29 protein-coding genes are annotated in these 23,410 nt (G+C 38.2%); 22 read left to right on the top strand and 7 right to left on the bottom strand.

All coding sequences use genetic code 11. The features are described from left to right. The first annotated feature begins 35 nt into the window (after nucleotides 1–35). A complete protein-coding gene (locus BDR01S_RS05350) occupies nucleotides 36–758 on the top strand; it encodes a YrrS family protein (protein WP_066363046.1) in 723 nt (240 codons plus the stop codon). Nucleotides 759–818: 60 nt separating this feature from the next. Here BDR01S_RS05350 and BDR01S_RS05345 read toward each other — a convergent pair whose 3' ends face one another. Next, on the bottom strand, nucleotides 819–1,022 hold the full coding sequence (locus tag BDR01S_RS05345; RefSeq protein ID WP_066257764.1) for a DUF2536 family protein: 204 nt from the start codon (nucleotides 1,020–1,022) through the stop codon (nucleotides 819–821). Between the two features lie 294 nt (nucleotides 1,023–1,316). Between BDR01S_RS05345 and mtnN the strand changes: the two genes are divergently transcribed. From mtnN to BDR01S_RS05320, 7 genes are all read left to right on the top strand, one after another. Then, the gene (gene mtnN, locus BDR01S_RS05340) at nucleotides 1,317–2,012 is read left to right on the top strand and encodes a 5'-methylthioadenosine/S-adenosylhomocysteine nucleosidase (protein ID WP_066257762.1); all 696 of its coding nucleotides are present in this window, start codon (nucleotides 1,317–1,319) and stop codon (nucleotides 2,010–2,012) included. A 17-nt stretch (nucleotides 2,013–2,029) separates the two neighbouring features. Continuing rightward, on the top strand, nucleotides 2,030–2,953 hold the full coding sequence (locus tag BDR01S_RS05335) for a PLP-dependent cysteine synthase family protein (protein ID WP_066257760.1): 924 nt from the start codon (nucleotides 2,030–2,032) through the stop codon (nucleotides 2,951–2,953). A gap of 1 nt (nucleotide 2,954) precedes the next feature. Beyond that, entirely contained in the window at nucleotides 2,955–4,091 is a 1,137-nt protein-coding gene (locus BDR01S_RS05330) for a bifunctional cystathionine gamma-lyase/homocysteine desulfhydrase (RefSeq protein WP_066257758.1), read from the top strand. Nucleotides 4,092–4,565: 474 nt separating this feature from the next. After that, nucleotides 4,566–4,706 (top strand): YrzI family small protein, encoded by a 141-nt coding sequence (locus BDR01S_RS24770; protein ID WP_082797308.1) that lies wholly within the window; start codon nucleotides 4,566–4,568, stop codon nucleotides 4,704–4,706. A 41-nt stretch (nucleotides 4,707–4,747) separates the two neighbouring features. Further along, a complete protein-coding gene (locus BDR01S_RS24765) occupies nucleotides 4,748–4,888 on the top strand; it encodes a YrzI family small protein (protein ID WP_082797307.1) in 141 nt (46 codons plus the stop codon). Nucleotides 4,889–5,405: 517 nt separating this feature from the next. Continuing rightward, nucleotides 5,406–6,086, top strand: coding sequence for a response regulator transcription factor (locus BDR01S_RS05325; protein WP_157406110.1), 681 nt, complete (start codon nucleotides 5,406–5,408; stop codon nucleotides 6,084–6,086). A gap of 35 nt (nucleotides 6,087–6,121) precedes the next feature. Next, nucleotides 6,122–7,093 carry a F510_1955 family glycosylhydrolase gene (locus tag BDR01S_RS05320; protein WP_066363043.1) on the top strand — a complete coding sequence of 324 codons (972 nt, stop codon included), beginning with the start codon at nucleotides 6,122–6,124 and terminating at the stop codon, nucleotides 7,091–7,093. A gap of 481 nt (nucleotides 7,094–7,574) precedes the next feature. On the opposite strand, the gene sigK is transcribed toward BDR01S_RS05320, so the two are convergent. Both sigK and pssA read right to left on the bottom strand, forming a co-directional pair. Further along, the gene (sigK, locus tag BDR01S_RS05315) at nucleotides 7,575–8,288 is read right to left on the bottom strand and encodes an RNA polymerase sporulation sigma factor SigK (protein ID WP_066257756.1); all 714 of its coding nucleotides are present in this window, start codon (nucleotides 8,286–8,288) and stop codon (nucleotides 7,575–7,577) included. Between the two features lie 163 nt (nucleotides 8,289–8,451). Beyond that, entirely contained in the window at nucleotides 8,452–8,991 is a 540-nt protein-coding gene (gene pssA, locus BDR01S_RS05310) for a CDP-diacylglycerol--serine O-phosphatidyltransferase (protein WP_066257754.1), read from the bottom strand. Between the two features lie 125 nt (nucleotides 8,992–9,116). On the opposite strand from pssA, the gene BDR01S_RS05305 reads away from it, so the two are divergent. Continuing rightward, nucleotides 9,117–9,899, top strand: a complete 783-nt coding sequence (locus BDR01S_RS05305) for a phosphatidylserine decarboxylase (RefSeq protein ID WP_066257751.1) — start codon at nucleotides 9,117–9,119, stop codon at nucleotides 9,897–9,899. Nucleotides 9,900–9,963: 64 nt separating this feature from the next. Here the strand turns inward: BDR01S_RS05305 and BDR01S_RS05300 are convergent, their stop codons facing one another. After that, on the bottom strand, nucleotides 9,964–10,104 hold the full coding sequence (locus BDR01S_RS05300) for a sporulation histidine kinase inhibitor Sda (RefSeq protein WP_066257749.1): 141 nt from the start codon (nucleotides 10,102–10,104) through the stop codon (nucleotides 9,964–9,966). A 475-nt stretch (nucleotides 10,105–10,579) separates the two neighbouring features. On the opposite strand from BDR01S_RS05300, the gene BDR01S_RS05295 reads away from it, so the two are divergent. Genes BDR01S_RS05295 through BDR01S_RS05260 form a run of 8 tightly spaced genes read left to right on the top strand, consistent with a single transcriptional unit; the run spans nucleotide 10,580 to nucleotide 15,651 of the window. Then, on the top strand, nucleotides 10,580–11,095 hold the full coding sequence (locus tag BDR01S_RS05295; RefSeq protein ID WP_066257744.1) for a YqeG family HAD IIIA-type phosphatase: 516 nt from the start codon (nucleotides 10,580–10,582) through the stop codon (nucleotides 11,093–11,095). 3 nt (nucleotides 11,096–11,098) lie between these two features. Beyond that, the gene (yqeH, locus tag BDR01S_RS05290; protein ID WP_066257742.1) at nucleotides 11,099–12,205 is read left to right on the top strand and encodes a ribosome biogenesis GTPase YqeH; all 1,107 of its coding nucleotides are present in this window, start codon (nucleotides 11,099–11,101) and stop codon (nucleotides 12,203–12,205) included. Nucleotides 12,206–12,260: 55 nt separating this feature from the next. Further along, complete coding sequence (gene aroE / locus BDR01S_RS05285; protein ID WP_066257740.1) at nucleotides 12,261–13,100, top strand: shikimate dehydrogenase; 840 nt, start codon at nucleotides 12,261–12,263, stop codon at nucleotides 13,098–13,100. Further along, complete coding sequence (yhbY, locus tag BDR01S_RS05280; protein WP_066257737.1) at nucleotides 13,094–13,384, top strand: ribosome assembly RNA-binding protein YhbY; 291 nt, start codon at nucleotides 13,094–13,096, stop codon at nucleotides 13,382–13,384. The genes aroE and yhbY overlap by 7 nt, the downstream gene beginning before the upstream one ends. A 26-nt stretch (nucleotides 13,385–13,410) precedes the next feature. After that, nucleotides 13,411–13,980 (top strand): nicotinate-nucleotide adenylyltransferase, encoded by a 570-nt coding sequence (locus BDR01S_RS05275; protein WP_066257735.1) that lies wholly within the window; start codon nucleotides 13,411–13,413, stop codon nucleotides 13,978–13,980. Beyond that, nucleotides 13,970–14,536: a bis(5'-nucleosyl)-tetraphosphatase (symmetrical) YqeK gene (gene yqeK, locus BDR01S_RS05270; protein ID WP_066257734.1), complete on the top strand. Its 567-nt coding sequence runs from the start codon at nucleotides 13,970–13,972 to the stop codon at nucleotides 14,534–14,536. The genes BDR01S_RS05275 and yqeK overlap by 11 nt, the downstream gene beginning before the upstream one ends. Before the next feature lie 3 nt (nucleotides 14,537–14,539). Continuing rightward, nucleotides 14,540–14,896 (top strand): ribosome silencing factor, encoded by a 357-nt coding sequence (gene rsfS, locus BDR01S_RS05265; RefSeq protein ID WP_066257733.1) that lies wholly within the window; start codon nucleotides 14,540–14,542, stop codon nucleotides 14,894–14,896. Next, a complete protein-coding gene (locus BDR01S_RS05260) occupies nucleotides 14,893–15,651 on the top strand; it encodes a class I SAM-dependent DNA methyltransferase (protein ID WP_066257731.1) in 759 nt (252 codons plus the stop codon). Before rsfS ends, BDR01S_RS05260 begins: the two co-directional genes overlap by 4 nt. Nucleotides 15,652–15,706: 55 nt before the next feature. Here BDR01S_RS05260 and comER read toward each other — a convergent pair whose 3' ends face one another. Beyond that, entirely contained in the window at nucleotides 15,707–16,531 is an 825-nt protein-coding gene (gene comER, locus BDR01S_RS05255) for a late competence protein ComER (RefSeq protein WP_066257729.1), read from the bottom strand. Between the two features lie 87 nt (nucleotides 16,532–16,618). Between comER and BDR01S_RS05250 the strand changes: the two genes are divergently transcribed. The 3 genes from BDR01S_RS05250 to BDR01S_RS05240 all read left to right on the top strand — a co-directional run bounded on the left by BDR01S_RS05250 (nucleotide 16,619) and on the right by BDR01S_RS05240 (nucleotide 20,200). Further along, nucleotides 16,619–17,263: a helix-hairpin-helix domain-containing protein gene (locus tag BDR01S_RS05250; protein WP_066363041.1), complete on the top strand. Its 645-nt coding sequence runs from the start codon at nucleotides 16,619–16,621 to the stop codon at nucleotides 17,261–17,263. 74 nt (nucleotides 17,264–17,337) lie between these two features. Then, nucleotides 17,338–17,799: a ComE operon protein 2 gene (locus BDR01S_RS05245; protein ID WP_066257727.1), complete on the top strand. Its 462-nt coding sequence runs from the start codon at nucleotides 17,338–17,340 to the stop codon at nucleotides 17,797–17,799. Nucleotides 17,800–17,872: 73 nt separating this feature from the next. Continuing rightward, nucleotides 17,873–20,200 (top strand): DNA internalization-related competence protein ComEC/Rec2, encoded by a 2,328-nt coding sequence (locus tag BDR01S_RS05240; RefSeq protein ID WP_066257722.1) that lies wholly within the window; start codon nucleotides 17,873–17,875, stop codon nucleotides 20,198–20,200. 75 nt (nucleotides 20,201–20,275) lie between these two features. Here the strand turns inward: BDR01S_RS05240 and BDR01S_RS24760 are convergent, their stop codons facing one another. Further along, nucleotides 20,276–20,410: a YqzM family protein gene (locus tag BDR01S_RS24760; protein ID WP_026563518.1), complete on the bottom strand. Its 135-nt coding sequence runs from the start codon at nucleotides 20,408–20,410 to the stop codon at nucleotides 20,276–20,278. 301 nt (nucleotides 20,411–20,711) lie between these two features. On the opposite strand from BDR01S_RS24760, the gene holA reads away from it, so the two are divergent. Next, the gene (holA, locus tag BDR01S_RS05235) at nucleotides 20,712–21,728 is read left to right on the top strand and encodes a DNA polymerase III subunit delta (RefSeq protein ID WP_066257720.1); all 1,017 of its coding nucleotides are present in this window, start codon (nucleotides 20,712–20,714) and stop codon (nucleotides 21,726–21,728) included. 42 nt (nucleotides 21,729–21,770) lie between these two features. Here holA and rpsT read toward each other — a convergent pair whose 3' ends face one another. After that, nucleotides 21,771–22,031, bottom strand: coding sequence for a 30S ribosomal protein S20 (gene rpsT / locus BDR01S_RS05230; protein ID WP_066257719.1), 261 nt, complete (start codon nucleotides 22,029–22,031; stop codon nucleotides 21,771–21,773). 196 nt (nucleotides 22,032–22,227) lie between these two features. Here rpsT and gpr point away from each other — a divergent pair, with 196 nt between their 5' ends. Then, nucleotides 22,228–23,352, top strand: coding sequence for a GPR endopeptidase (gpr, locus tag BDR01S_RS05225; protein WP_066260288.1), 1,125 nt, complete (start codon nucleotides 22,228–22,230; stop codon nucleotides 23,350–23,352). Nucleotides 23,353–23,410 lie beyond the last annotated feature (58 nt).

Raw genomic sequence — 23,410 nt, 5'->3', positions numbered from 1 at the left:
GGAGCTTCCGTATTTTATTTTGGGAGGGAATTAATTTGACAAATGATTTGAATTCAAATTCGCGTTCAGGTTACCGTACGAAAAGAAAAAAGACCAATATCGTCTTAAATAGTTTAATTATCGTTGTGCTCTTACTGATAATTTTTGTCGCATATAATATCTTTGCTACTGGAAATGACAAGGCTGCTCCAAAAAAGGAAACCACAAAAACAGAGCAAAAGGAAACGGCAAATAAAGAGAATACAGATCAGAAAGAGGCAGAAGAAGCTACTACAACTACTGCTGGTGAAGAGAATACAACGGATACTACAGCCGAAGAAGCGGAACCAAGTGAGGATGTTACAGCACCAGAGGATGTTACAGCGCCAAAGGATGAGACAGCAACAGAAGAGGCTACAACTCCCGATGCTGCAGATAAATCTCAGGAGGTAGTGACGGAGGGCGGCTCGCCGAATGCTGTAAAGACCATCGAAAATCCGGCATGGCAGCCGGTAGGGACTTCGCAAACAGGCGAACATACCCCTGTTTATGATAAATCTTCGGCTGACTGGCAGGAGATGCTAAATGCCATTTCCTATGCCACTGGTTTAGACAAAAGCAATATGACAGTGTATTGGCTGGGTAGAGATAAATCTACAACAAATGGCTCATTTAGTACGGTAACATCAAAAGATAAACAACAAAAGTATAATGTTTATATTCAATGGGTTGACGGTCAAGGTTGGAAACCAACTAAGGTGGAAGAACTAGCTAAATAGGACAGTAATGATAGATAGTTAAAAAACCTCTCGACCTTTCGGGAGGTTTTTTGCTGTGATTTATTTCTTCTTAAAGTGAACCACTGCCGAAAAATACATTTGACCATTTTCATTTACATGCATTTGGTGGGAAACGGAATGAACAGAAAGAAGAATTGCCCTATTTTCATCAATTTGTGCTTCAATCTTTTTTTGCAATGTTTTTAGATTATTGGCTTCGAAAAATTCTACTTTGTCCTCAATAAGTTCAAACTGAAAATTCATAGTATCATCCTTTCTAATAGATAATATTTTAGACATTTAGAGGCCTGTATACAACGAAATTATTGACGAATTTGTTAATTACGATTAGTGGGAACAGGTTTTTTTCGAATTCATAGTATACTTATAGGATTGGTGATTCTGTTTGGCCGTAATTATTGGAGAATCGGCTGCACTTTGTAGCATGCTTTTTTCAAAAAGGGTAGAATAGTCTTTGCGGATACGATGTTTGGTTCCGAGGAAGATTATAAGCAGTAAATCTGATATTGATTATTAATATAAGAAAGAGGTCAATTTATGAAAATCGCAATCATCGGAGCAATGGAAGAAGAAGTTACTTTACTTAGAAGCAATATTGACAATCAAACACAAGAAACTGTAGCGGGATGTGAATTTACCTTTGGGAAAATGCATGGGGCCGATGTGATATTGCTGCGCTCAGGAATTGGTAAAGTGAATGCAGCAATGTCAACCACCATCCTGCTAGAAAAATATAAGCCTGATTGCATCATTAACACAGGATCTGCAGGCGGCTTCAATCCTTCGCTCAATGTTGGGGATGCCGTCATATCAACAGAGGTCCGACACCATGATGTAGATGTAACAGCTTTTGGATATGAATATGGCCAGGTTCCGCAACTGCCTGCTGCATTTATAGCAGACGAAAGATTAATTGCCACCGCAGAAACAGCTGCATCAGAACTTGAAAAATTCCAAATTGTGAAAGGCCTTATTGTTACGGGTGATTCCTTTATGGAGGACCCAGCGAGAGTCGACTTTGTTCGGTCAAAATTTAATGACCTGCAAGCTGTGGAAATGGAAGCAGCAGCAATCGCACAAGTAGCTCATCGTTTTGGAGTACCTTTTGTGATTATTCGCTCGCTTTCTGATATTGCCGGAAAAGAATCTGAAGTTTCTTTTGACCAATTTATCGATAAAGCGGCAACTAATTCTGCGACATTAGTCATGAAAATGGTAGCTGCTTTAAAATAGCTCTTAGAGGTGGAAAAATGAAGGTTTACAAAAATGTACATGAACTGATAGGGCACACACCTATTGTGGAGATTACACAGTTTCCTTTGCCTGAAGGAGTTCGTATTTTTGCAAAACTAGAATTTATGAACCCTGGCGGAAGTGTAAAAGACCGTCTTGGCATCGAACTGTTAAACGAAGCTTTTTCTAGTGGGAAATTACAGGCGGGCGGTACTGTCATAGAACCCACTGCCGGGAATACCGGGATTGGTGTAGCACTTGCAGCGATAAACAAAGGAATACAGGTAATATTTTGTGTTCCAGAAAAATTCAGCATCGAAAAGCAAGACCTGATGAAAGCCCTAGGCGCCAAAATTGTGCACACGCCAACAGAAAAGGGGATGAAGGGCGCGATTGCAAAGGCTGAGGAGCTTCTTAAGGAAAACCCAGGGGCATACTGCCCGCAGCAATTTGCAAACCCTGCGAACCCAGCAACGTATTATAAGACGCTTGGCCCTGAACTCTGGGATCAAATGGACGGTCAAATTGATATTTTTATTGCCGGAGCAGGGACAGGCGGAACCTTTATGGGGACTGCTCGTTACTTAAAGGAGCAAAAAAAAGCAGTGAAAACAGTCATCGTTGAACCAGAAGGATCGATCTTAAATGGCGGAGAATCAGGTCCCCACAAAACCGAAGGCATTGGTATGGAATTCTTGCCTGGATATATGGACACAGACTACTTTGAGGCTATTCATACTGTTCCAGATGCGACTGCTTTCAAACTCGTAAAAGAATTAGCTGAGAAGGAAGGCCTCCTGGTCGGCAGTTCTTCTGGTGCCGCTTTTCATGCTGCTCTTAAAGAGGCAGAGGAAGCAGTGTCAGGCACCAATATCGTGGTGATCTTTCCTGACGGAAGTGAGCGCTATTTAAGCAAGAAGATTTTTGAGGGAGGAATATAGTATGAAAAGAAAAACACAACTAATTCATGGTGGAATTAGTAACGACCCTGCAACTGGCGCTGTTACTTTTCCCATTTATCAAGTTAGTACGTTTAAGCAAGAAGGTGTCGGCGGACATAAGGGCTTTGAATATTCACGTACGGGAAATCCGACTAGACATGTATTAGAGGAATTGATTAAAGAGCTTGAGGGAGGAAAAGCAGGATTTGCCTTTGGCTCTGGGATGGCAGCAATGACAGCGGTAATGATGCTGTTTAACAGTGGAGATCATGTGATCTTAACTGATGATGTCTATGGAGGCTCGTTCCGAGTCATGACGAAAGTATTGAATCGCTTAGGAATTGATTCTACTTTTGTAGATACAAGTAAAGCAGAAAATATCCTAACGGCGATTAAACCCAATACAAAAGCCATTCATTTAGAAACACCTACGAATCCGCTTCTTAAGATTACTGATATTGAAGCTGTTGCCAAGCTTGCGAAAGAACATAACCTCTTAACCATAGTCGATAACACGTTTTCAACACCATATTGGCAAAACCCAATCGAGCTTGGTGCTGATATTGTCGTGCATAGTGCCACAAAATACCTTGGCGGGCACAGCGATGTCGTAGCAGGTTTAGCTGTGGTCAACAGTGAAAAGCTTGCGGAAGATCTTCATTTTGTTCAAAATTCAACGGGCGGGATCTTAGGTCCGCAAGATTCCTATCTGTTAATTCGTGGGATTCGAACTTTAGGTGTTCGTTTGGAAGAGATGGAGGCTAATACGAAAGCGATTGTTGAATTTTTACAAGGGCATTCAAATGTGAAAAAAGTTTACTACCCTGGAATTGAAACACACCCAAATCATCAGATTGCTAAAAAACAAACAAGAGGGTTTGGCGGAATGGTTTCGTTTGACGTCGGAAGTGCCGAAAATGCTGACAAATTACTAAGTAAGGTAAAATATTTTACATTAGCTGAGAGCCTTGGAGCAGTTGAAAGCCTAATCTCAGTCCCAGCAAGGATGACACATGCATCAATTCCTGCAGAGCGACGAGAAGAATTAGGAATAACAGACGGCCTAGTCCGAATCTCAGTGGGCCTTGAGGATGTAGAAGACCTCATCGAGGATCTGGAGAATGCATTAAACTCATAATATATTGGGTGTCAGGCACCATGTGAAAAATTCACATAGTGCCTGACACCTTTTGGGCTTTTGTATTAATTTAAAAAAATTTCCACAAAAAGGTTTACAAAGTATTTGTGTGTGGATATAATTACCGTAGTAAGTAAAATATTCCAAAAGGAGGTCGAAGAAAATGATGTTAACATTAACTGGCATGGCTGTAGCAACAATTGGCAAAACTGTAGCATTGAAAACTGTATATATGAATATCAAACATTCGACCAGACTGGAATGGATTGCTTAATTTTTAATTAAGTGACTATACATATCCATGCCGCATGGAGAATGACGCCTTGCGGTATTTTTGTGCCTAAAATTACTGAGCCGCAGGGATTCTCTTCTGCGGCCTTTTTGTGCCCTTTTTATGAGCATTATGGATATGTACAGCATAAATTGAATTTATTGTGATTGCACTACAACGCTTTTTTTAAGGAGGTGGTAAACATGACCCTAAATATATTTTTCTTTTCAATTACGTTTAAAAAGCGTGAAGTTAGTCTTCAGGAGGCTGTACGCCAAGAAATGGTTGAAAACCTTTATGAACAAAACAAAGATCGTCAAATTTCCATGCATCGCTTTATGTAATTGGAAATTTTCAGGCGATTAAGATAAGGAAGTGAACTGACTTGACGTTAAATATATTCTTCATTTCAATTACGATTAAAAAACGTAGATTGAGTCCGAAAGAAATTGCACACCAAGAAATGGTTGAGAAACTTTACGAACAAAACAAAGATCGCCAAGCCTCCATGTACCGCATGATGTAAAAGAGGAAAAAATCCGAAGAATGAAAGGTGGTTTTAACTATGTTGTTTTTACTTATGCAAGGTCGTGGCGCTAGTCTCTGGATTTCGAAGGATACCACCTAGCTAGTCAAAAAATTAGGAGGTAAACAAAATGCCGCTCCATATTTTATTAATATCGCTGTTTTTTAAACCAAAGAAAAAAAGTTCATAATAATATCATAGTGAAATCAAATTGCTAATAGCCGCAGGTGTTTGTTAACAAAATGTACACATTTCCTGAAGCTAGCTACTGTGAAAATGTGATAAATTCAAATTAGAAAGAACAGGATCTATCTAAGGGGTGGAGAGTATGTTCATGGTTGTGATGGCTATTGTCATTACTGCGGCAATCAGCTGCGTTATTTCAGCTGAAATTAGTGTTGAATAGAAAATAAGCATCGACCTTCTCTAATCGGTCGATGCTTTTATTTTTTTCTCTTATTAATTTTTCGATTGTAGTATAATTTAATTTAGAATTAATATGCGGGAGAGGAAGATTTTGATAAAATTACTACTCGTTGATGATGAAACAAGAATGTTAGATTTACTTTCTCTTTATTTAACACCCAAAGGCTATAAATGCATTAAAATGTCCTCCGCTCTTAAGGCTATTCGTTACTTGGAGGAAGAGAGTGCAGATATGATCTTATTAGATGTAATGATGCCAGAAATGGACGGATGGGAAGCATGCAGGGAAATACGCAAAAACTGGGATATCCCAATCATTATGTTGACCGCCCGGAGTGAAAAAAATGATATTGTAATGGGCTTAAAAATGGGTGCAGATGATTATATCTCAAAGCCATTTGATGAAGAAGAGCTTACTGCTCGTATTGATGCTGTTTTAAGGCGACAATCGGGTCATAAAGAATTAACTGACTTTAAAGGTCTTTCCTTAAACGAGGATTCTTTTGATGTTTCATATAAAAATCAGCACGTCCCTGTCACACCGAAGGAATTTTCGTTATTAGCACTACTCCTGAAAAATCGAAACAAAGTGTTTACACGGGAACATCTATTAACCACAATATGGGGGTATGCGGCCCCAACAGAGGACCGGACGATTGATTCCCATGTTCGGAACTTACGAGAAAAATTGCGAAAAAAAGGATTTCCAGTGGACGATTATTTGACAACCGTATGGGGACTGGGGTATAAGTGGGTGGATAAGGATTCGTAAAAGAATACCTCATAGATTTTTATGGAGGGGAAATAGTGAAGATTACAAACAAAGGCTTTCTTGCTGTATTGACAGGCATAATGCTGATATTGGCCGCAGGCTGTACAGATAAGAGCCAAGAGCAGAAGAAGCCAAAACAAGAAAAGACAACAAAAGTAAACTATGATATTATCCAGGCAAAATCAATAAATGTAGGTCAGATTCTTGGTATTGGCTATCCAGGAAATGATGTTGCCTTATATGTGGCTACAGATAAGGGCTTAAAAATGTATAATGGGTCAAAGTGGTATGAAACATCCACGAACCAACATGAGTACTATGGCTTTCAAACAGTAAGTACTGGGTTTATTGCCAGTGGTCAGCCTCAAAAAGGATTGGGCCTAAAGAACCCACTCGGTATCATTCAAAGTGTTAATAAAGGCCAAACCTTTAGTAAATTATCCTTCTATGGTGAGTCGTTGTTTCATTTCGTGGGGGCTGGATATTCAGGTAAAAGCGTTTATGTAATTAAAGAAAACCCGAACGATAACCTTGGGAAAGGTTTGAACTATTCTAAGGATAATGGGGACACATGGAAAAAAAGCGCATTAAAGGATTTTGGTGCAGATTCATATGGGATGATTGCAGTTCAGCCGAAAAATGACGATACCATCGCGATGTCGACAAGGTCTGGTATTTATTATTCAATCGATAATGGAAACACGATGAAACTGATAACAAATCCAGTAATGATTACGGCCCTTACATTTAGCGTGGAAAACATTTTATTTTCAAGTGTCGAAAACGAGAAGATACGCTTAAAAACGATAAATCCTGCCACGGGCGAACAAAAAAATATTGCTATTCCATTTCTTGATTATGAAAATCCAATTACTTACTTAGCGGTAAATCCAAAAGATCCAAACCAAATGGCCTTCACCACCTATAAAAATGATTTATATGAATCTATTGATGGTGGAATGAAATGGAGTTCTCCATTGCAAAATGGAAAAACAGAGCTGGAGTAAGTCTAAAATGTTCCGTTTTCCAGTGCTTTCTTATTAAAAGACACAAGAATTGACGTATGAATTGGCATACGTCTTTTTCTATATTTATCAAGGTTTCTACGAAATTTCATTAACAGGTTAATCACACGAACTAATAAATAGACGGAAAAATTCCGCTTAATTCGTAATTATTATTAAAAAAGGCTTAAATAGACGGAGAGATTCCGCCTATTGACTCGAAAAATTCGAAAATGGAAGATTTTCCTTTACATAACCGGAAACCCTCCGCTTATATACCCCGAAACGAGCTCCATTTTGCATTTAACCGGAAAATCTCCACTTATTTTACTTTGTATTCCTAATAAAGAAACTCGCCAATTACTATGGCGAGTTTTACTGTTTTATATATACATAACGATGCCAGTACGACTGTCATTTCGGCACGTATTTTAAGAAAAGCACCTCAAAACGGAACCCTTTAGTAAGTCCCAGCTCTGTTTTTTTATTTCTTTTTTTTCTCTTTTTCAGCCCGATAGAATTCATGGAACATTTTCATTAAAGCGCGTTTTTCAATCCTTGAGACATAACTTCGTGATATTCCTAACTCTTTGGCAATTTCCCGTTGTGTTTTTTCTTTTTGAAGGTCCAGACCAAATCGCCCGATGATGACTTCCTTTTCGCGGTCGTCCAGTACTTCAATATATTTTTTCACTTTCTCAAGCTCCATGTTTAACTGAATCGTATCAATGACATCTTCAGATTCTGACTTAAGCACATCAATCAAAGAAATTTCGTTTCCTTCCTTATCTTGACCAATTGGATCATGCAAGGAAACATCTTTTTTTGTCTTCTTAAGAGCTCGTAAATGCATCAATATCTCATTTTCTATACATCGAGCGGCATAGGTGGCCAACTTTGTGCCTTTCCCCTCTGAGTAACTCTCGATGGCCTTGATTAAACCAATGGTTCCGATTGATATTAAATCTTCCGAATCCTCCCCGGTGTTTTCAAACTTTTTTACTATATGCGCGACCAATCTCAAATTGTGCTCGATTAACATATTGCGCGCATGGGAATCTCCTTCTGCCATTAATCGAAGATATTTTCTTTCTTCTGCGGCAGATAGGGGCTGAGGAAAGGCGTTATTTTTTACATAGGAAACAAGAAATAAGAATTCCTTCATTAAATATCCGAGAGCTGTTAAGATTCCAGACATCCACATCTACCCCCGTCTTTTTTGGCTTATTCGCCTATTATTAATTCCTATGAAGGAAAAGCGAAATTGTGTCTGTCCATCAACACTTTTTATTTGAGAAATCATTTTTTTGAAAAAAAAAAGAGCATCAACCGTTGGCAGGATTGATGCTCTGATGCTATTTCTAGACTTTTTTTAGTTTAAATGGACTGACCATTAGGAATGATAGAATGATGGTAATAAATAAGAACGATTGGGAAGGGATATAAGGAATGGCTAAAAAGCTTAAGGTTGCCAAGCAACCTGCTGCGGTAATCGGTAAGCCAGTAAAATAGCCGTTGCTTTCCGTAATATTGAAGCGTGCTAACCTGAATGCGCCACAACCAATGTAGAAAACGGTAAAAAATGAACCCGGTCCGCCAAATTCAAACAAAATTCCTTGATATAGTAATAGTGCAGGTGCTACACCAAATGATATAATATCACTCATGGAATCTAATTGTTTTCCTAGCTCAGATTCAATATTGAATTTTCGTGCAATCATGCCATCAAACCGATCGGCCAGTGCAGCAATAAAAATTAGCAACAGACTTAATCTTAAATTCCCATGAAGCCCGAATACAATGGCAAATCCACCCAAAGATAAGTTTGTTAAGGTAATAACATTTGCTGTTTGCAATTTCAGTTTTTTAATTGTTTGATCAAGTACTTCCAACAAAAACATGGTCCACATCACTCCTTTTTTACAGCCAGAAAGGAAAACAATTTCTTAATTACTCTATAATATTTAATTTTAAGCGTTTTATGTCTTTTCGTAAAGAGTATTTTTACACTATTTGGGGGGATTAGATGATTGAAAGCTTTTATCGACTAATGATTGAGTTAACAAATGGAAGGTGGACATCAGGAATTTTAAGAAGGTTTGCGCGGTCTCCTGTTAGCCGTTTCGTGGTACCATCCTTCGCCAAAGTTTATCATCTAAATCAGGAAGAAATGGAAAAGGGGTTGTCAGAATATCCTACTCTTCATGATTTATTTGTGAGGACATTGAAAAAAGAGGCAAGAAAAATTGATAAAAGTAATATTACAGTGGTTAGTCCTGTGGATGCGGTTATCGAGGATGTAGGTCCGATTACAGAAACGAGTGACATCCTTGTTAAAGGAAAAACGTATTCGATTGAAGAAATGCTGGGAAATCACAATCTGTTAGCCAAATATTTAAATGGTACATACATGATTCTTTATTTAAGCCCCAGCCATTATCATCGAATTCACAGCCCTGTCAATGGCATAGTCACCAAACAATGGACACTTGGATCAAAATCCTATCCAGTCAATAAGCTGGGGCTAAAATATGGAGTTCGAACCCTTGCTAAGAATTTTCGAGTCATTACGGAAGTGAAAACGGACTTTGGACATGTAGCTGTTGTAAAGGTTGGAGCCATGTTTGTTAATTCGATTGAAACCACCCACAAGGGATCAGAATTGGAAAAGGGCGAAGAAATGGCTTATTTTAGTTTTGGTTCAACCGTTGTCCTGTTGTTCGAAGAGGGTATTTTTCAAATAGATTCAACGCTTCAAACCCCGAAGGAAATTAAAGTCGGAGAAAAAATTGGCGTATTTAGAAATTAGTAAATAATGATTTGGCATGGAGTGAGGACAAAAAGAAAAGCCCTAAAAAGGGCTCGTACAAATTTTATGATGACATTTTTATTTTATGGTATAAGGAACGACGAAGCATTTCTGACTCAATGAGTCCGATAAAATCTGGGCTTAATTTTAATTCTCTGGCTTTAAAATATGACTCGATTAATAATTCATCTGACAGTTTCCGCACGGCAGAATCCACCTCCGTTATGAAAATAAAGTGTTCTTATATAGGAAACATAAACATAAAATGGTATGTTCAATTGGTGTACCCTAAATCTACCAAATTTATTCCTATAGAACAATCGTTCTAACTATCCACAGGTTCTAGTGGATAACTTGTGATTACATTGTTTATAAAAGGATGAAAAGTGGATGATTCAATGGGTATAATGTTAATAACTTTATCCACAACAGTTGGAAATGAGGATATTTGTCGAAAAATATTTTTTTGTTTTATAAATATCGCCAGATTTTTGAAAAAACCTAGTTTTATTTTAGGAGCAATGATATTTTAAAATCATTTATTATCATGTTTTGATGAATAATAAGCTTATTAACAAAATACATTTAATCTTTGAAACAAAGGTTAAAATTGGGTATGATGGTACAAGTGAAAAATATATTGAACGATTATATTTAGAAGTCAATGAGGTGTAAACTTAGTGTTAAAACAATTTCTACCGAATGAACATGTGAAAAGCATTCTTGATATATCGCCTGAACAGTTAAGTGCTAAGGGGATTAAAGGGGTCATTACGGATTTAGATAATACGTTAGTAGAATGGGACCGTCCCTTTGCTACTCCTCAATTAATTAAATGGTTTGAGGAAATGAAAAAACATAATATCCTCGTGACAATCGTTTCTAATAATAATGAAGAACGAGTTAAGGCTTTTTCGGATCCATTGGGAATTCCCTTTATTTTTAGGGCCAGGAAGCCATTTGCAATCGCTTTTCATAAAGCAATCTCACAAATGGGTATAAAAAAAGAAGAAGCTGTAGTAATTGGCGACCAGTTGCTGACAGACGTACTTGGCGGAAACCGGGGTGGATTTCATACCATCCTGGTTGTCCCTGTTGCACAGACGGACGGCTTCTGGACAAAATTTAACCGGTTTGCTGAAAGAAGAATTTTAAATTGGTTTCGAAAAAAAGGTATGCTTCAATGGGAGGACTAATGTGTGAGTGAACATCAATATATTTGTATGGGTTGTGGAGTAAAAGTTCAAACAGATAACCCAGAGGAACTAGGATATGCCCCAGCATCGGCTTTGGAAAAGGAAATGATTATTTGCCAACGATGTTTTCGTCTCAAGCATTACAATGAGGTTCAAGATGTAAGCTTAACGGATGATGATTTTTTGAAAATATTAAATGAAATGGGTAAGTCAGATGCTTTAATAGTCATGATTGTCGATATTTTTGATTTTAATGGCAGCTGGCTTCCTGGTTTACACCGCTTTGTTGGCGGGAACAAAGTTCTTCTTGTCGGCAACAAAGTTGATTTGTTGCCAAAATCGGTGAAGCATGGCAAATTAATTCACTGGATGAAGCATGAGGCGAAAGAACTTGGTTTAAAGCCAGAAGATGTATTCCTTGTAAGTGCAGCAAAAGGCTTATTTGTTAAGGAAACGGCGGCGGCCATTGATGAATATAGAAATGGGAAAGACGTTTATGTGGTTGGTTGTACAAATGTTGGGAAATCAACGTTTATCAACCGAATTATTAAAGAAGTAACGGGAGAAGAAGATGTGATTACCACCTCCCATTTTCCGGGAACGACATTGGATATTATCAAAATTCCGCTTGATGATGAAAAATTCTTAATTGACTCACCTGGAATTATCAACCATCATCAAATGGCGCATTTTGTAGATAAGAGAGATTTGAAAATTATCACTCCTAAGAAGGAAATTAAGCCAAAGGTGTTTCAGTTAAATGAAGGTCAGACCTTATTCTTCGGAGGCTTGGCTCGCTTTGATTATATCAGTGGCGGACGAAGATCCTTTGTTTGTTATGTTTCTAATGAATTGAATATACACAGAACAAAAATTGAAAATGCGGATGACCTCTATGAAAAGCATGTGGGGGAAATGTTGACACCACCCCGCATCGAACAATTAGATTCTTTTCCAGAGCTTGTGAAACATGAATTTATTGTGAAAGAAGCAAAAACAGATATCGTTTTCTCAGGACTTGGTTGGATTACAGTGAATGAGGCAGGTGCAAAAGTGGCGGCCTATGTACCTAAAGGTGTCCAAGCATTAATTCGAAAATCGTTAATATAGATAGAAATCATTAGGGTCAGGTTTTAAAGTTCTACCACGGGTGGGGGGAATATTGGTGAAGAAATTATTTGCTGTTTTGGGGAATCCAATCGGGCATAGTATGTCTCCGGTTATGCTCAATGATTTATTTTCATATTATAATATTGATGCCGTCTATCTGCCCTTTCAAGTGGAGGATGCGGATTTACATGATGCGGTTAAGGGATTAAAAACGCTTGGCGTCGGTGGCTTTAATGTAACTGTACCACATAAAAGTAATATCATTCCCTTTCTAGATGGCATTGATGAATTAGCCGCGAACATAGGGGCGGTGAATACGGTTGTAAATGAAAACGGTCAGCTAATTGGCTATAACACAGATGGTCCTGGTTTTTTAAAAGGCTTAAATGCGTTTCTGCCTAAAATAGCAGACCAAAAGGTGTTGATGATCGGAGCAGGCGGGGCTGCGAGAGCTATCTATTTTACTTTGGCAAAGGAAAACCCCACCGTATTAAACATTGCTAATCGGACGGTAGAGAGAGCTCAGGAATTAATCAATGACTGTCCTTATTCCGTTTCATCTAGTGCTATTTCGTTTGACGAGGTAAGTCAATCGATAGGGGAATATGATTTGATAATCCAAACCACACTGATTGGCATGTCCCCAAAAATTGGTGTAAAGCCCGTTGAACTAATAAATATAAGGAAAGAGACATTCTTTTGTGATATCATATACAATCCGCTTGAAACTCAATTTTTACAAGAAGCGCGTATCCATGGAGCAAACATCCAAAACGGGTTAGACATGTTTGTTTATCAAGGTGCACTTGCTTTTGAAAAATGGACGGGAATTTTCCCGGATGTGGAAAGAATGAGAGATAATGTGTTAAAACAACTAGGAGGAAGAACATGTTAACAGGAAAGCAAAAAAGTTTTTTACGTTCAAAGGCCCACCATCTTGATCCTATTTTTCAAGTAGGCAAAGGTGGAGTTAACGAAAATATGATTAAACAAGTAGCGGATGCACTAGAAGCAAGAGAGCTTTTTAAAGTCAGCATTTTGCAAAATTGTGAAGAAGATAAAACAGTGGTTGCTGAGCAGTTAGCTGTAGGTACGGGTGCGGAAATTGTTCAACTTATTGGAAATACGATTGTCCTATATAAAGAGTCAGTCGAAAAGAAATCAATCAAACTTCCATAATCAAAATGGTATAAGGAGACGATCGCATGTTGAAGGTGGGAATATTAGGAGGAACCTTTGATCCTCCCCATAATGGACATCTTTTAATTGCAAATGAGGTTCTTTCCACTCTTCAGCTTGATGAGATTTGGTTTCTCCCAAACCAAGAGCCTCCTCATAAGAAAAAATCAGAATCGATTAGTAATGAAGACCGTCTTCAAATGCTCGAATTAGCCATCGGAGGAAATGACGCCTTTCGAGTGGAAACAATAGAACTTCATCGGCAAGGTCCTTCTTATACGGTCGATACGATGAAGATGATGAATAACCAGTATCCTAACCATCAGTTTTTCTTTATTATTGGAGCGGATATGATTGAATACCTGCCGAAATGGCATAAAATTGATGAACTTATTAAATTGGTCCAATTTGTTGGAGTTGAAAGACCATCATATAGCAGTCAAACAGACTACCCCGTCCTTTATGTAGATGTACCTGCATTGGATGTGTCATCAAGTATGATCCGAGATCGGGTAAAAAACGGCAAGACTGTTCGTTATTTACTGCCCGATTCGGTCATTCAATTTATCGAGGAGAAGCATTTATATGGAACGTGAAGAGGCGTTAAAGCTTGTTAAGATCCAATTAACCGATCACCGCTATCAGCATACCTTAGGAGTAATGGAGACAGCGATTGCACTTGCCAAGCAATATGGCGGCGATGAACAAAAAGCGGAATTAGCTGCGATTTTTCATGATTATGCAAAATTTCGCCCCAAAGCTGAAATGAAGGAAATCATTATCGAACAAGGATTTCCACAAAATTTGCTTGAATATAATTCGGAATTATGGCATGCACCTGTAGGGGCTTACTTGGCAGAAAAAGAAGCGGGTATAATCCACCCGGAAGTGTTGGAAGCGATCCGTTTTCATACATCAGGAAGACCTGGAATGACCTTACTTGATAAAATCATTTATTTAGCCGACTATATTGAACCGGGCCGGCATTTTCCAGGTGTTGAAGAAGTAAGAAATGTGGCCAAAGAAAATTTAGATAAAGCATTAATAATGGCAGTCAAAAATACAATCATTTTTTTATTGAAAAAGAATCAAACCGTATACCCTGAAACATTCTATACCTACAATGACCTTATAAGAAAACTGGAGGATTGATTAATGGATAATCAAGAACTTTTAAAAGTTGCTGTTAAAGCAGCAGATGACAAACGTGCTGAAGACATTTTAGCCCTTAATATGCAGGGGATTTCGTTAATTGCTGATTATTTTATCATTTGCCATGGCAATTCGGATAAACAAGTTCAGGCGATTGCAAAGGAAATGAAAGATAAAGCACAAGAACTTGGGTATGACGTAAAAAGGATTGAGGGTTATGATGAAGCTAGATGGGTGTTGATTGATCTAGGTGATGTGGTAGCCCATGTTTTTCATCGTGACGAAAGAAGTTATTATAAATTGGAGCGTCTATGGGGCGATGCGCCGTTGGAAGATATCCATAGTGCGCTGAATTCATGAGTTATCAGCAATTCGCCTATCTTTATGATGAACTAATGAACGACGCACCCTATGATGAGTGGGTCCAGTTTGTCAAAGATAGGTGTGTGAAATATAACGTTACGGGGAACCGCTTGCTCGACCTCGCATGTGGGACAGGAGAACTCTCCGTCCGGTTTGCAAAAGACAGCTTTCAAGTAACGGGTGTCGATTTATCTGAGGATATGCTTGCCGTAGCACAGGCAAAGGCTGAGGAAAAAGGAGTCAAAATCCCGTTTTTTCAGCAGAACATGGCTGACTTGGAAGGTCAGGGCGAATTTGATGTGATCGGGATTTTTTGTGATTCATTAAATTATCTGCAAACAGAGGAAGAAGTGAGGGCTACTTTTTCAAACGCCTTCCAGCATTTGACCCATGAAGGAATTTTTATTTTTGATGTCCATTCTATTTATAAAATTTCTCATCTATTCATTAATCAAACCTTTGCTGCTAGCGATGATCATGTTTCATACATCTGGAATAGTTTCCCTGGAGAAAGTCCAAATAGTGTGGAACATGAGTTAAGCTTTTTTGTTTTGGATGAACGGACAGGGAAGTATGATCGATTCGATGAGCTCCATTATCAACGAACATATGCAGTCCAACAATATAAAACCTGGTTAATCGAGGCTGGGTTTGAGTTGTTAGAGGTATGTGCAGATTTTGAAGATTCGGAGCCCCAAACACAATCAGAACGTATCTTTTTTGTTGCGAGAAAAGGTAAAAAAGCCATCTAAAATAAGATGGCTTTTTTTTATGAGGAAGAAGGAATTTTGTCAGTAAATGGCGAAACTAATAATTAGAGAATTGTGTTTCGACTTTGTCTAGATCCTCTTTAAATTTTGCCTGCGTTGCCTGAAATAAGTGCTCAAATACATCTCCGAACTCGGTATCCAGTACTTTTATTCCTTCACCTGTTATCCCGCCTTTTACACATACCTTTTTCTGCAATGTTGATAACGTATAATGCCCTTGCTTTAATAATTCACCCAGTCCCACAATCATTTCGCTCGCCATAATCGTTGCTGCATCTTCATCAATTTCGGTCTCTTTTACAGCAGCTTGGATAAAGCGCTGAAGAAGATAGCTGAAAAAAGCGGGACCGCAGCTGACGATATCAGAAGAAGACCTCGTTATTTTTTCATCAATTTGATAGGGAACCGAAATCTTCGCAATTAACTTCTCTACCCTAGATTTCCAAAGATCGCTGCAATTTTCACCATAAGTAATTAATGACACCCCGGATAATGCCCGATTCGTGATACTTGGGATGACTCTTATGGCAGAACAAGTTACCATCTTTTCAATTTGGCTTGTACTGACAGGACTCGTTATGGAAATGAGGCATTTTTCCGGGCTTAAATGTAGTTTCATTTCATTTAGAATTTTACATACATCTAATGGTTTTACACAAACAAATACCAAGTCGGACGCAGCGGCAACTTCTCTTGGATTCGCTCCAACCCGTAGTTCCTTATATTTATCTTTAAGCAACATTGCTTTTGATTTTGTCCTGTTTGTAATCATCATAGAAGCAGGGGAAATGGCTTTTCCTTCAATTAGGGCCTCTACCAGCATGCCTCCCATATTTCCAGTACCGATAATGCCTATATTCATTGTTCCGACCCTCCTTCGCAAGCAAGTTTCTTTTATAACCATATGAAATCTGTAAGTGAAATATACCTTTAGAAAGGAAGGATTCAAGTGAAAGACTGGTTGGTTGAACACAAAATACCTGTTTTAGTTATGGCTATTATTGCAATCGGAGGATTTTATTATTTTTATGTCAATGAAAATCCTGAGCCTCTCCCCACTGCTTCCATTAGTCTGGAAGAGAAGTCTCAAGTAGGAGAAAAGGAAACAGAAACAGAAACGACTAAACCTGCAAGTCAACAAGCAATGCCTGAGAAAATTATGGTCGATGTTAAGGGGCAAATCAAACTTCCGGGTGTTTATCAAGCAAACGCTGATGAGAGGGTTATTGATGTAATCAGTCGAGCGGGTGGTTTAACGGACAAGGCAGACCAGGGACAGGTGAATTTTGCTGAGCATGTTCAGGATGAAATGATTATTTATATCCCTGCAAAGGGCGAGGAGGGAGCTCCCATAATATCTTCGGGGGGCAGCCAAATAGGTTCAGGGGGTAATCAAAAGGAAGCAAAAATTAATATAAATAAGGCGGATGAAACGGAATTGCAAAATCTTCCCGGCATCGGTCCAGCTAAAGCAGCCGCCATCATTGAATATAGGAATACAAACGGCCCATTTAAAGCTATTGAAGATTTGAAGAATATTAGCGGTATCGGGGATAAAACATTCGACAAACTCAAAGATTTACTCGCGATTTAGTGAAACTCTAATTGACCTAAATGGACAAACCCTATTAAACTTAAGTGAGAGAATTTTTAAAGGGAGTGGGAGAAGTGGAACGAATCTCATGGGATCAATATTTTATGGCACAAAGCCATTTACTCGCACTAAGAAGCACATGTACACGGCTGACTGTGGGAGCTACAATTGTTAGGGATAAACGTATTATCGCTGGAGGCTATAACGGCTCAATAACGGGTGGAGACCATTGTATTGATAAGGGTTGCTATGTAATTGACAATCATTGTGTCAGAACGATTCACGCTGAGATGAATGCACTGCTTCAATGTGCTAAATTTGGGGTCCCGACAGCTGAAGCTGAAATTTATGTCACCCATTTCCCCTGCCTTCAATGCTGTAAAGCAATTATCCAAGCGGGTATTAAAACCGTTTATTACGCGGAGGATTATAAAAATCACCCGTATGCAATTGAACTCTTCCAACAGGCCAATGTAACTATTGAAAAGGTAACGCTGGATGAATCGGTTATTGATTTACGGACGGTTAAGTATTAATTCTGCAGATGAATGCCGGCTCTTTGTCGGCTCTTCTGTCTTTTGTAAAAAAATCCCTTAGGGAGAAAATCAAATGAATGGAAAATATCTTTATTTTGCAATCTCTGCTTTATTAGGCGTGCTCTCTGCTCAATATCATTGGATATCGTTTATCCTCATCCAAACCCTTTATCTTTATCTTCTATTTAAATATAAACGCTTTAAGAAATTGCACCTTGCGATCATAGCCATTTGTTTTTTAACCTTTTTATTAATCGGTCTACATGCAGTATCCATAAATAAAACAGGCATCCCCGCATCCACTACAACCTTTTATCTACACTATGCACAAGACCCCAAAATTGATGGCGACTTATTACAGGTACTGGCTACAGATGCCAAATTCAAGGAAAAACTCCTCATCCGTTACAAAATTAAATCAGAACAAGAAAAAGAAAATTTAAAAACAAAAACGTTTTATCATTGTTTATGCAGGGTGTCAGGCACTCTGGAAAAACCAGCGATTGCTAAAAACCCCAATGCATTTAATTACCGAAATTATTTATCGAGGCAGAATATTTATTGGATAGTAGAGACCCAAGCAAGTCCACTTCAAAATTGCTCTTCCGTGAAGACTACTCCAGTAGAAATGATCAAACAACTTCGATATTCTGGAATTAATTATTTAGAGTCTCATTTTCCCGTCGAAATTGCTTCACTTTCAGCTGCATTAATATTCGGGGACAGAAATTTGTTTGACCCGGAAGTTTTATCTGCGTATCAAAAGACTGGGATTGTTCATTTACTCGCCATTTCAGGACTCCATGTTTCATTATTAATCGCGATGGTTTTTTATATTGGGATTCGATTTGGACTAACAAGACAGTTCATGATTAATTTTCTTCTAATGCTCCTGCCCATTTATGTCATTCTAACCGGTGGTTCACCATCTGTAATCCGCTCAGCGATCATGATTTTCCTCGTGTTACTGACTGTTAAGTTAAAAACGCGCCTGAAGCTTATCCCCTTAGATGCTATTAGCTTGGCCTTTCTATTCTATTTGTTTTTTAACCCAATGGTGATTTTTGATGCAGGTTTTCAACTCTCTTTCTCAGTAAGTCTTGTGATCATTTTGTCAGCACCATATATACTTCAAGGCTATGAAAGGAACAGCACGAGGATGCTTGCTACATCGCTAATTGCACAATTAGCTGCACTTCCGTTCTTACTGTATCATTACTTTGAGGTTTCATTGATAGGGATATTCGCTAATATGGTGTACATTCCGCTTTTTTCATTTTTGTACCTCCCTGGATTGTATCTTTTGTATATCATTCAGTTTGTATTTGGAAAAACTCCACTCATTCTTATAAAATTTTTTTTAACCATCATTAGCCTCTCTAATCACCTGATTGAGTTCCTTGCTGATTTTAGTTTCTTCCGTTTTAGCCCTGGAAGGCCCAATTGGTTATTACTTTCGATCTATATTTTTATCTTGCTTTTCATTTTTTATATTTGGGAAACCAAAAGATTTCCGAAAAGGAAGGGTCTCCTCATCTTATTATGTCTTGGGCTGATAATATTTCAGCAAGGTTGGAATTGGCTATATCCTTATTCTGAAGTGACAATGATTGATGTTGGTCAAGGGGATAGTATTCTAATTCAATTTCCACACGGGAAAGGGACGTATCTCATTGATACAGGTGGGACCATGAATTACGCGGAAGAAAAGTGGCGAGAACGTACAAAACCATTTGAAGTGGGAAGGGATGTTGTTGTGCCATTTCTAAAAGGAAAAGGAATTACCAAGATAGATAAACTTATCTTGACACATGGGGATATGGATCATATTGGAGGGGCATTCTCGATTTTAAATGAGCTTGAAGTAAAACAAATTCTGATGCCTTCTGTAATCGCACCATCTGATACTGAACTGGATATTACCCTGGAGGCACAAAAGAAAAAAATTGCTGTCATAAAAGTTTCAGAAGGAGACCGCTGGGTTAGTGGAGAAAATGAATTTTATATCCTTTCCCCAGAAAAGAACTTTCCAGGGGAAAGAAACAGTGGGTCCATTGCTTTTTTGGCTAAATTAGGGGGAGTTCGTTGGTTTTTTGGTGGCGATCTTGATCAAGAAGGAGAAGAAAAAATTATTAAAAAATATCCTCATTTAAAAATTGACGTTTTAAAAGTCGGTCACCATGGCAGTAAAACATCAAGTGCAGAAGCTTTTATCACTCAAATAAACCCGAAAGCTGCCCTGATTTCTGTAGGTGAAAAAAATCGCTTCGGCCACCCGCATTCAGAGGTGCTCGAACGATTAAAAAAAACTAACACATTAATTTTCCGAACGGACCAGCAAGGGGCGATAACCTATAAATTTTATCATGGATCTGGAACCATTTCTCCCTATTTACCATAGGATAAAGCATCTCAAGAAAAAATTAAAAAGACTGCAGGAATGCAGTCCCCTAAATTACACATATGTAGCCATTCATTATGAACCGATTACTTTAATGACTGTCGCAACGATAAACATTATCGCAAAAAAACCAAAGGAAACCCCAAATCCTACCCCAGAATCAATAGCGTCGTTTCGTTTACTTTGCACATCTTTTTCAAATTCATTCACAGTCTACCCCTCCTATTTCACATATAGTATAAGTCATTCTCATGAAAAAATCCAGCTTACATCAAAATGCATTTCCTTAACTGACAAGAGTTGTCAAAATAGTGAGACTGATAAAAGGCTACACTAATCTTACACAAGGAATTCCGCCGAACAATAGAATATCCTAGGGCTTCTGTTGAAGGCGTTCATTATAGATTGGGAATTGGCACTTATTGATAAGTGCTAATTCCCTTTAAGTACTTGTCAAATTGTCCAAGCTTCTTTACCATATATATGAGTGGGAGAAGGGGAGCGCTGACAAATGGTCGTTGATATTTGGAGGAAAATTAAACAAAAGGATATTGCTCCTGTTTATTTATTATTTGGAACAGAGGCATTTTTAATAAATGAAACAAAGCAATTATTACTAAACCATATTTTAACTGAAGAAGAGAAGGATTTTAATTTTTCAACCTATGATTTAGAGGAAACTCCTATTGAGGTTGCAATCGAAGATGCGGAAACCTTTCCATTTTTAGGTGAAAAGAAAGTAATCTTTTTACATAATCCTGTTTTTTTAACTGCAGAAAAGTCAAAGGAAAAAATCAATCATAACATATCAAGATTCGAAATGTATTTGAAGGAGCCGGCACCTTATACAGTAGTCGTCATTTCAGCTCCATATGAAAAATTAGATGAACGAAAAAAAATAACGAAAGAATTAAAAAGAAGTGCTGAAATAGTTGAAGCCAAAAAGTTAAATGAACATGAATTAAAAAACTGGGTAGTGAGCAGGGCAAAGCGCAGCGGGATTGAATTTGAACCAGCGGCGATTGAACAATTGCTGGCATTGGTTGGAACAAATATGTTTATGATTACCAGTGAAGTGGACAAATTGGCTCTATACGCAGCTGATGAAAAAAGGATTGATATCAGTTTAGTTGAAAAATTAGTAGCTCGTTCGCTTGAGCAAAATATTTTTACACTGATTGAAAAAGTTGTTCAGCGAAAACTTGATGAAGCCCTAAGAATTTATTATGATTTGTTAAAACAGAATGAAGAACCAATCAAGATCTTGGCATTGCTAGCAGGACAATTTAGGTTAATTTACCAGGTGAAGGAGCTCTCGAGAAGAGGGTATGGACAGCAGCAAATAGCCGGTTTCTTGAAAACACATCCTTTCCGAGTCAAACTTGCCCTCGGGCAGGCTCCTAAATTTACGGATGAAGAATTGGCTTATTTAATGGAACTCCTTGCTGAAGCCGACTATCAAATGAAAACTGGTGGCATGAATAAATCTTTATTGATTGAGATGTTTCTATTTCATTTAAAGAAATAAAAAAACGATTCCTGTAAAGGGAATCGTTTTTTTACGCTTTAATTATAGCGCGTTTGTCTTTTTCATTAGACGAGACTTTTTACGAGCAGCAGCATTTTTGTGGATAAGACCTTTTGCAGCAGCCTTGTCTAATTTACTAGCAGCAGTAACTAATGCTTCCTTAGCAGCTGTAGCATCGTTAAGTGTAATAGCGGCTTCCGCTTTCTTAACAGCAGTACGAGTTGCAGATTTAACAGTTGTATTTTGAGCATTACGAGCTTCGCTTGTTTTTACACGTTTAATAGCAGATTTAATATTAGGCATTACTTTCACCTCCTACAAAGAATCGAGACTATATGAACTCGACTTAACATTCATAAAAAATAATTCAGAACATGAAATATTTTATCAAATAGAAGCTAATAATGCAATACTTGTTTTTTGCATGAATTAAGTCGAAAAGGGTAAAAATAGGAAATAGTTTCTATATTTTAGGAAGATTTTGATGGGAGTGTTTGTAATGAACGAATCAATTGACTTAAGTCAGTACTCTGTTCGAACGGATTTGGCCATTGAGGCAAGGGAAATGGTGCTATCACAACAGGATGGAACTGTCGGGCAAGAAAAAGATCTTTCGCAAATTGAAGGCGTAATTATCAAAGAAAAAGATGTTGATGACATAAAGGTTTCTTTAGTAGAGGTTACCAAACAAGGTGAACAACAGCTTGGCAAAAAGGCTGGCCGATATTTAACGTTAGAAGTACAAGGGATTCGCCAGCAAAATACGGAGGTACAGCAAAAAGTTGAGGAAATTTTCGCGCGTGAGTTTGCTTACTTTTTGGAGGGGACCGGAATTAAAAAAACGGATTCCTGTTTAGTCGTAGGACTGGGAAATTGGAATGTAACCCCAGATGCACTTGGACCAATGGTTTGTGAAAACTTGTTGGTTACCCGTCACCTGTTTCAACTTCAGCCCGAAAATGTTGAAGAAGGCTTTAGGTCGGTTAGTGCACTGTCGCCGGGGGTTATGGGTTTAACCGGGATTGAGACAAGCGATATTATTTTTGGCGTTGTTGAAAAAACAAAACCTGATTTTGTCATTGCCATTGATGCACTAGCATCACGATCGATTGAAAGAGTCAATTCAACGATTCAAATTTCTGATACAGGCATTCATCCTGGTTCAGGTGTTGGTAATAAAAGAAAAGAACTGAGCAAGGAAACCTTAGGGATTCCTGTCATTGCGATCGGGGTTCCGACCGTGGTTGATGCCGTGTCAATTACAAGTGATACGATTGATTTTATTCTTAAGCATTTCGGGAAAGAACTTAGGGAAGGAAATCGGCCATCGAGGGCGCTTGCACCAGCTGGGATGAGTTTCGGAGAAAAGCGCAAGCTGACCGAGGAGGATTTACCTGAAGAAAAGCACCGCAAGACATTTCTTGGGATGATTGGTACATTAGCAGATGATGAAAAAAGAAAATTAATTTATGAGGTATTATCTCCAATCGGACATAATTTAATGGTGACTCCTAAGGAAGTAGATGTTTTCATTGAGGATATGGCAAATTTAATTGCGAACGGATTGAATTCCTCGCTCCATAGTGCAGTTGACCAAGAGAATGCAGGGTATTATACAAAATAAGAGGATTTCCCCGAGGTACTTTTTAGATCTACTTTTTATAGGAAGTGCCTCTAAAATT

It is taken from the genome of Neobacillus drentensis NBRC 102427 (assembly GCF_001591445.1).
GTDB lineage: Bacteria > Bacillota > Bacilli > Bacillales > Cytobacillaceae > Neobacillus > Neobacillus drentensis.
The sequence above is the reverse complement of the archived record's forward strand: the minus strand, read 5'-3'. Positions and strand labels throughout refer to the sequence as shown.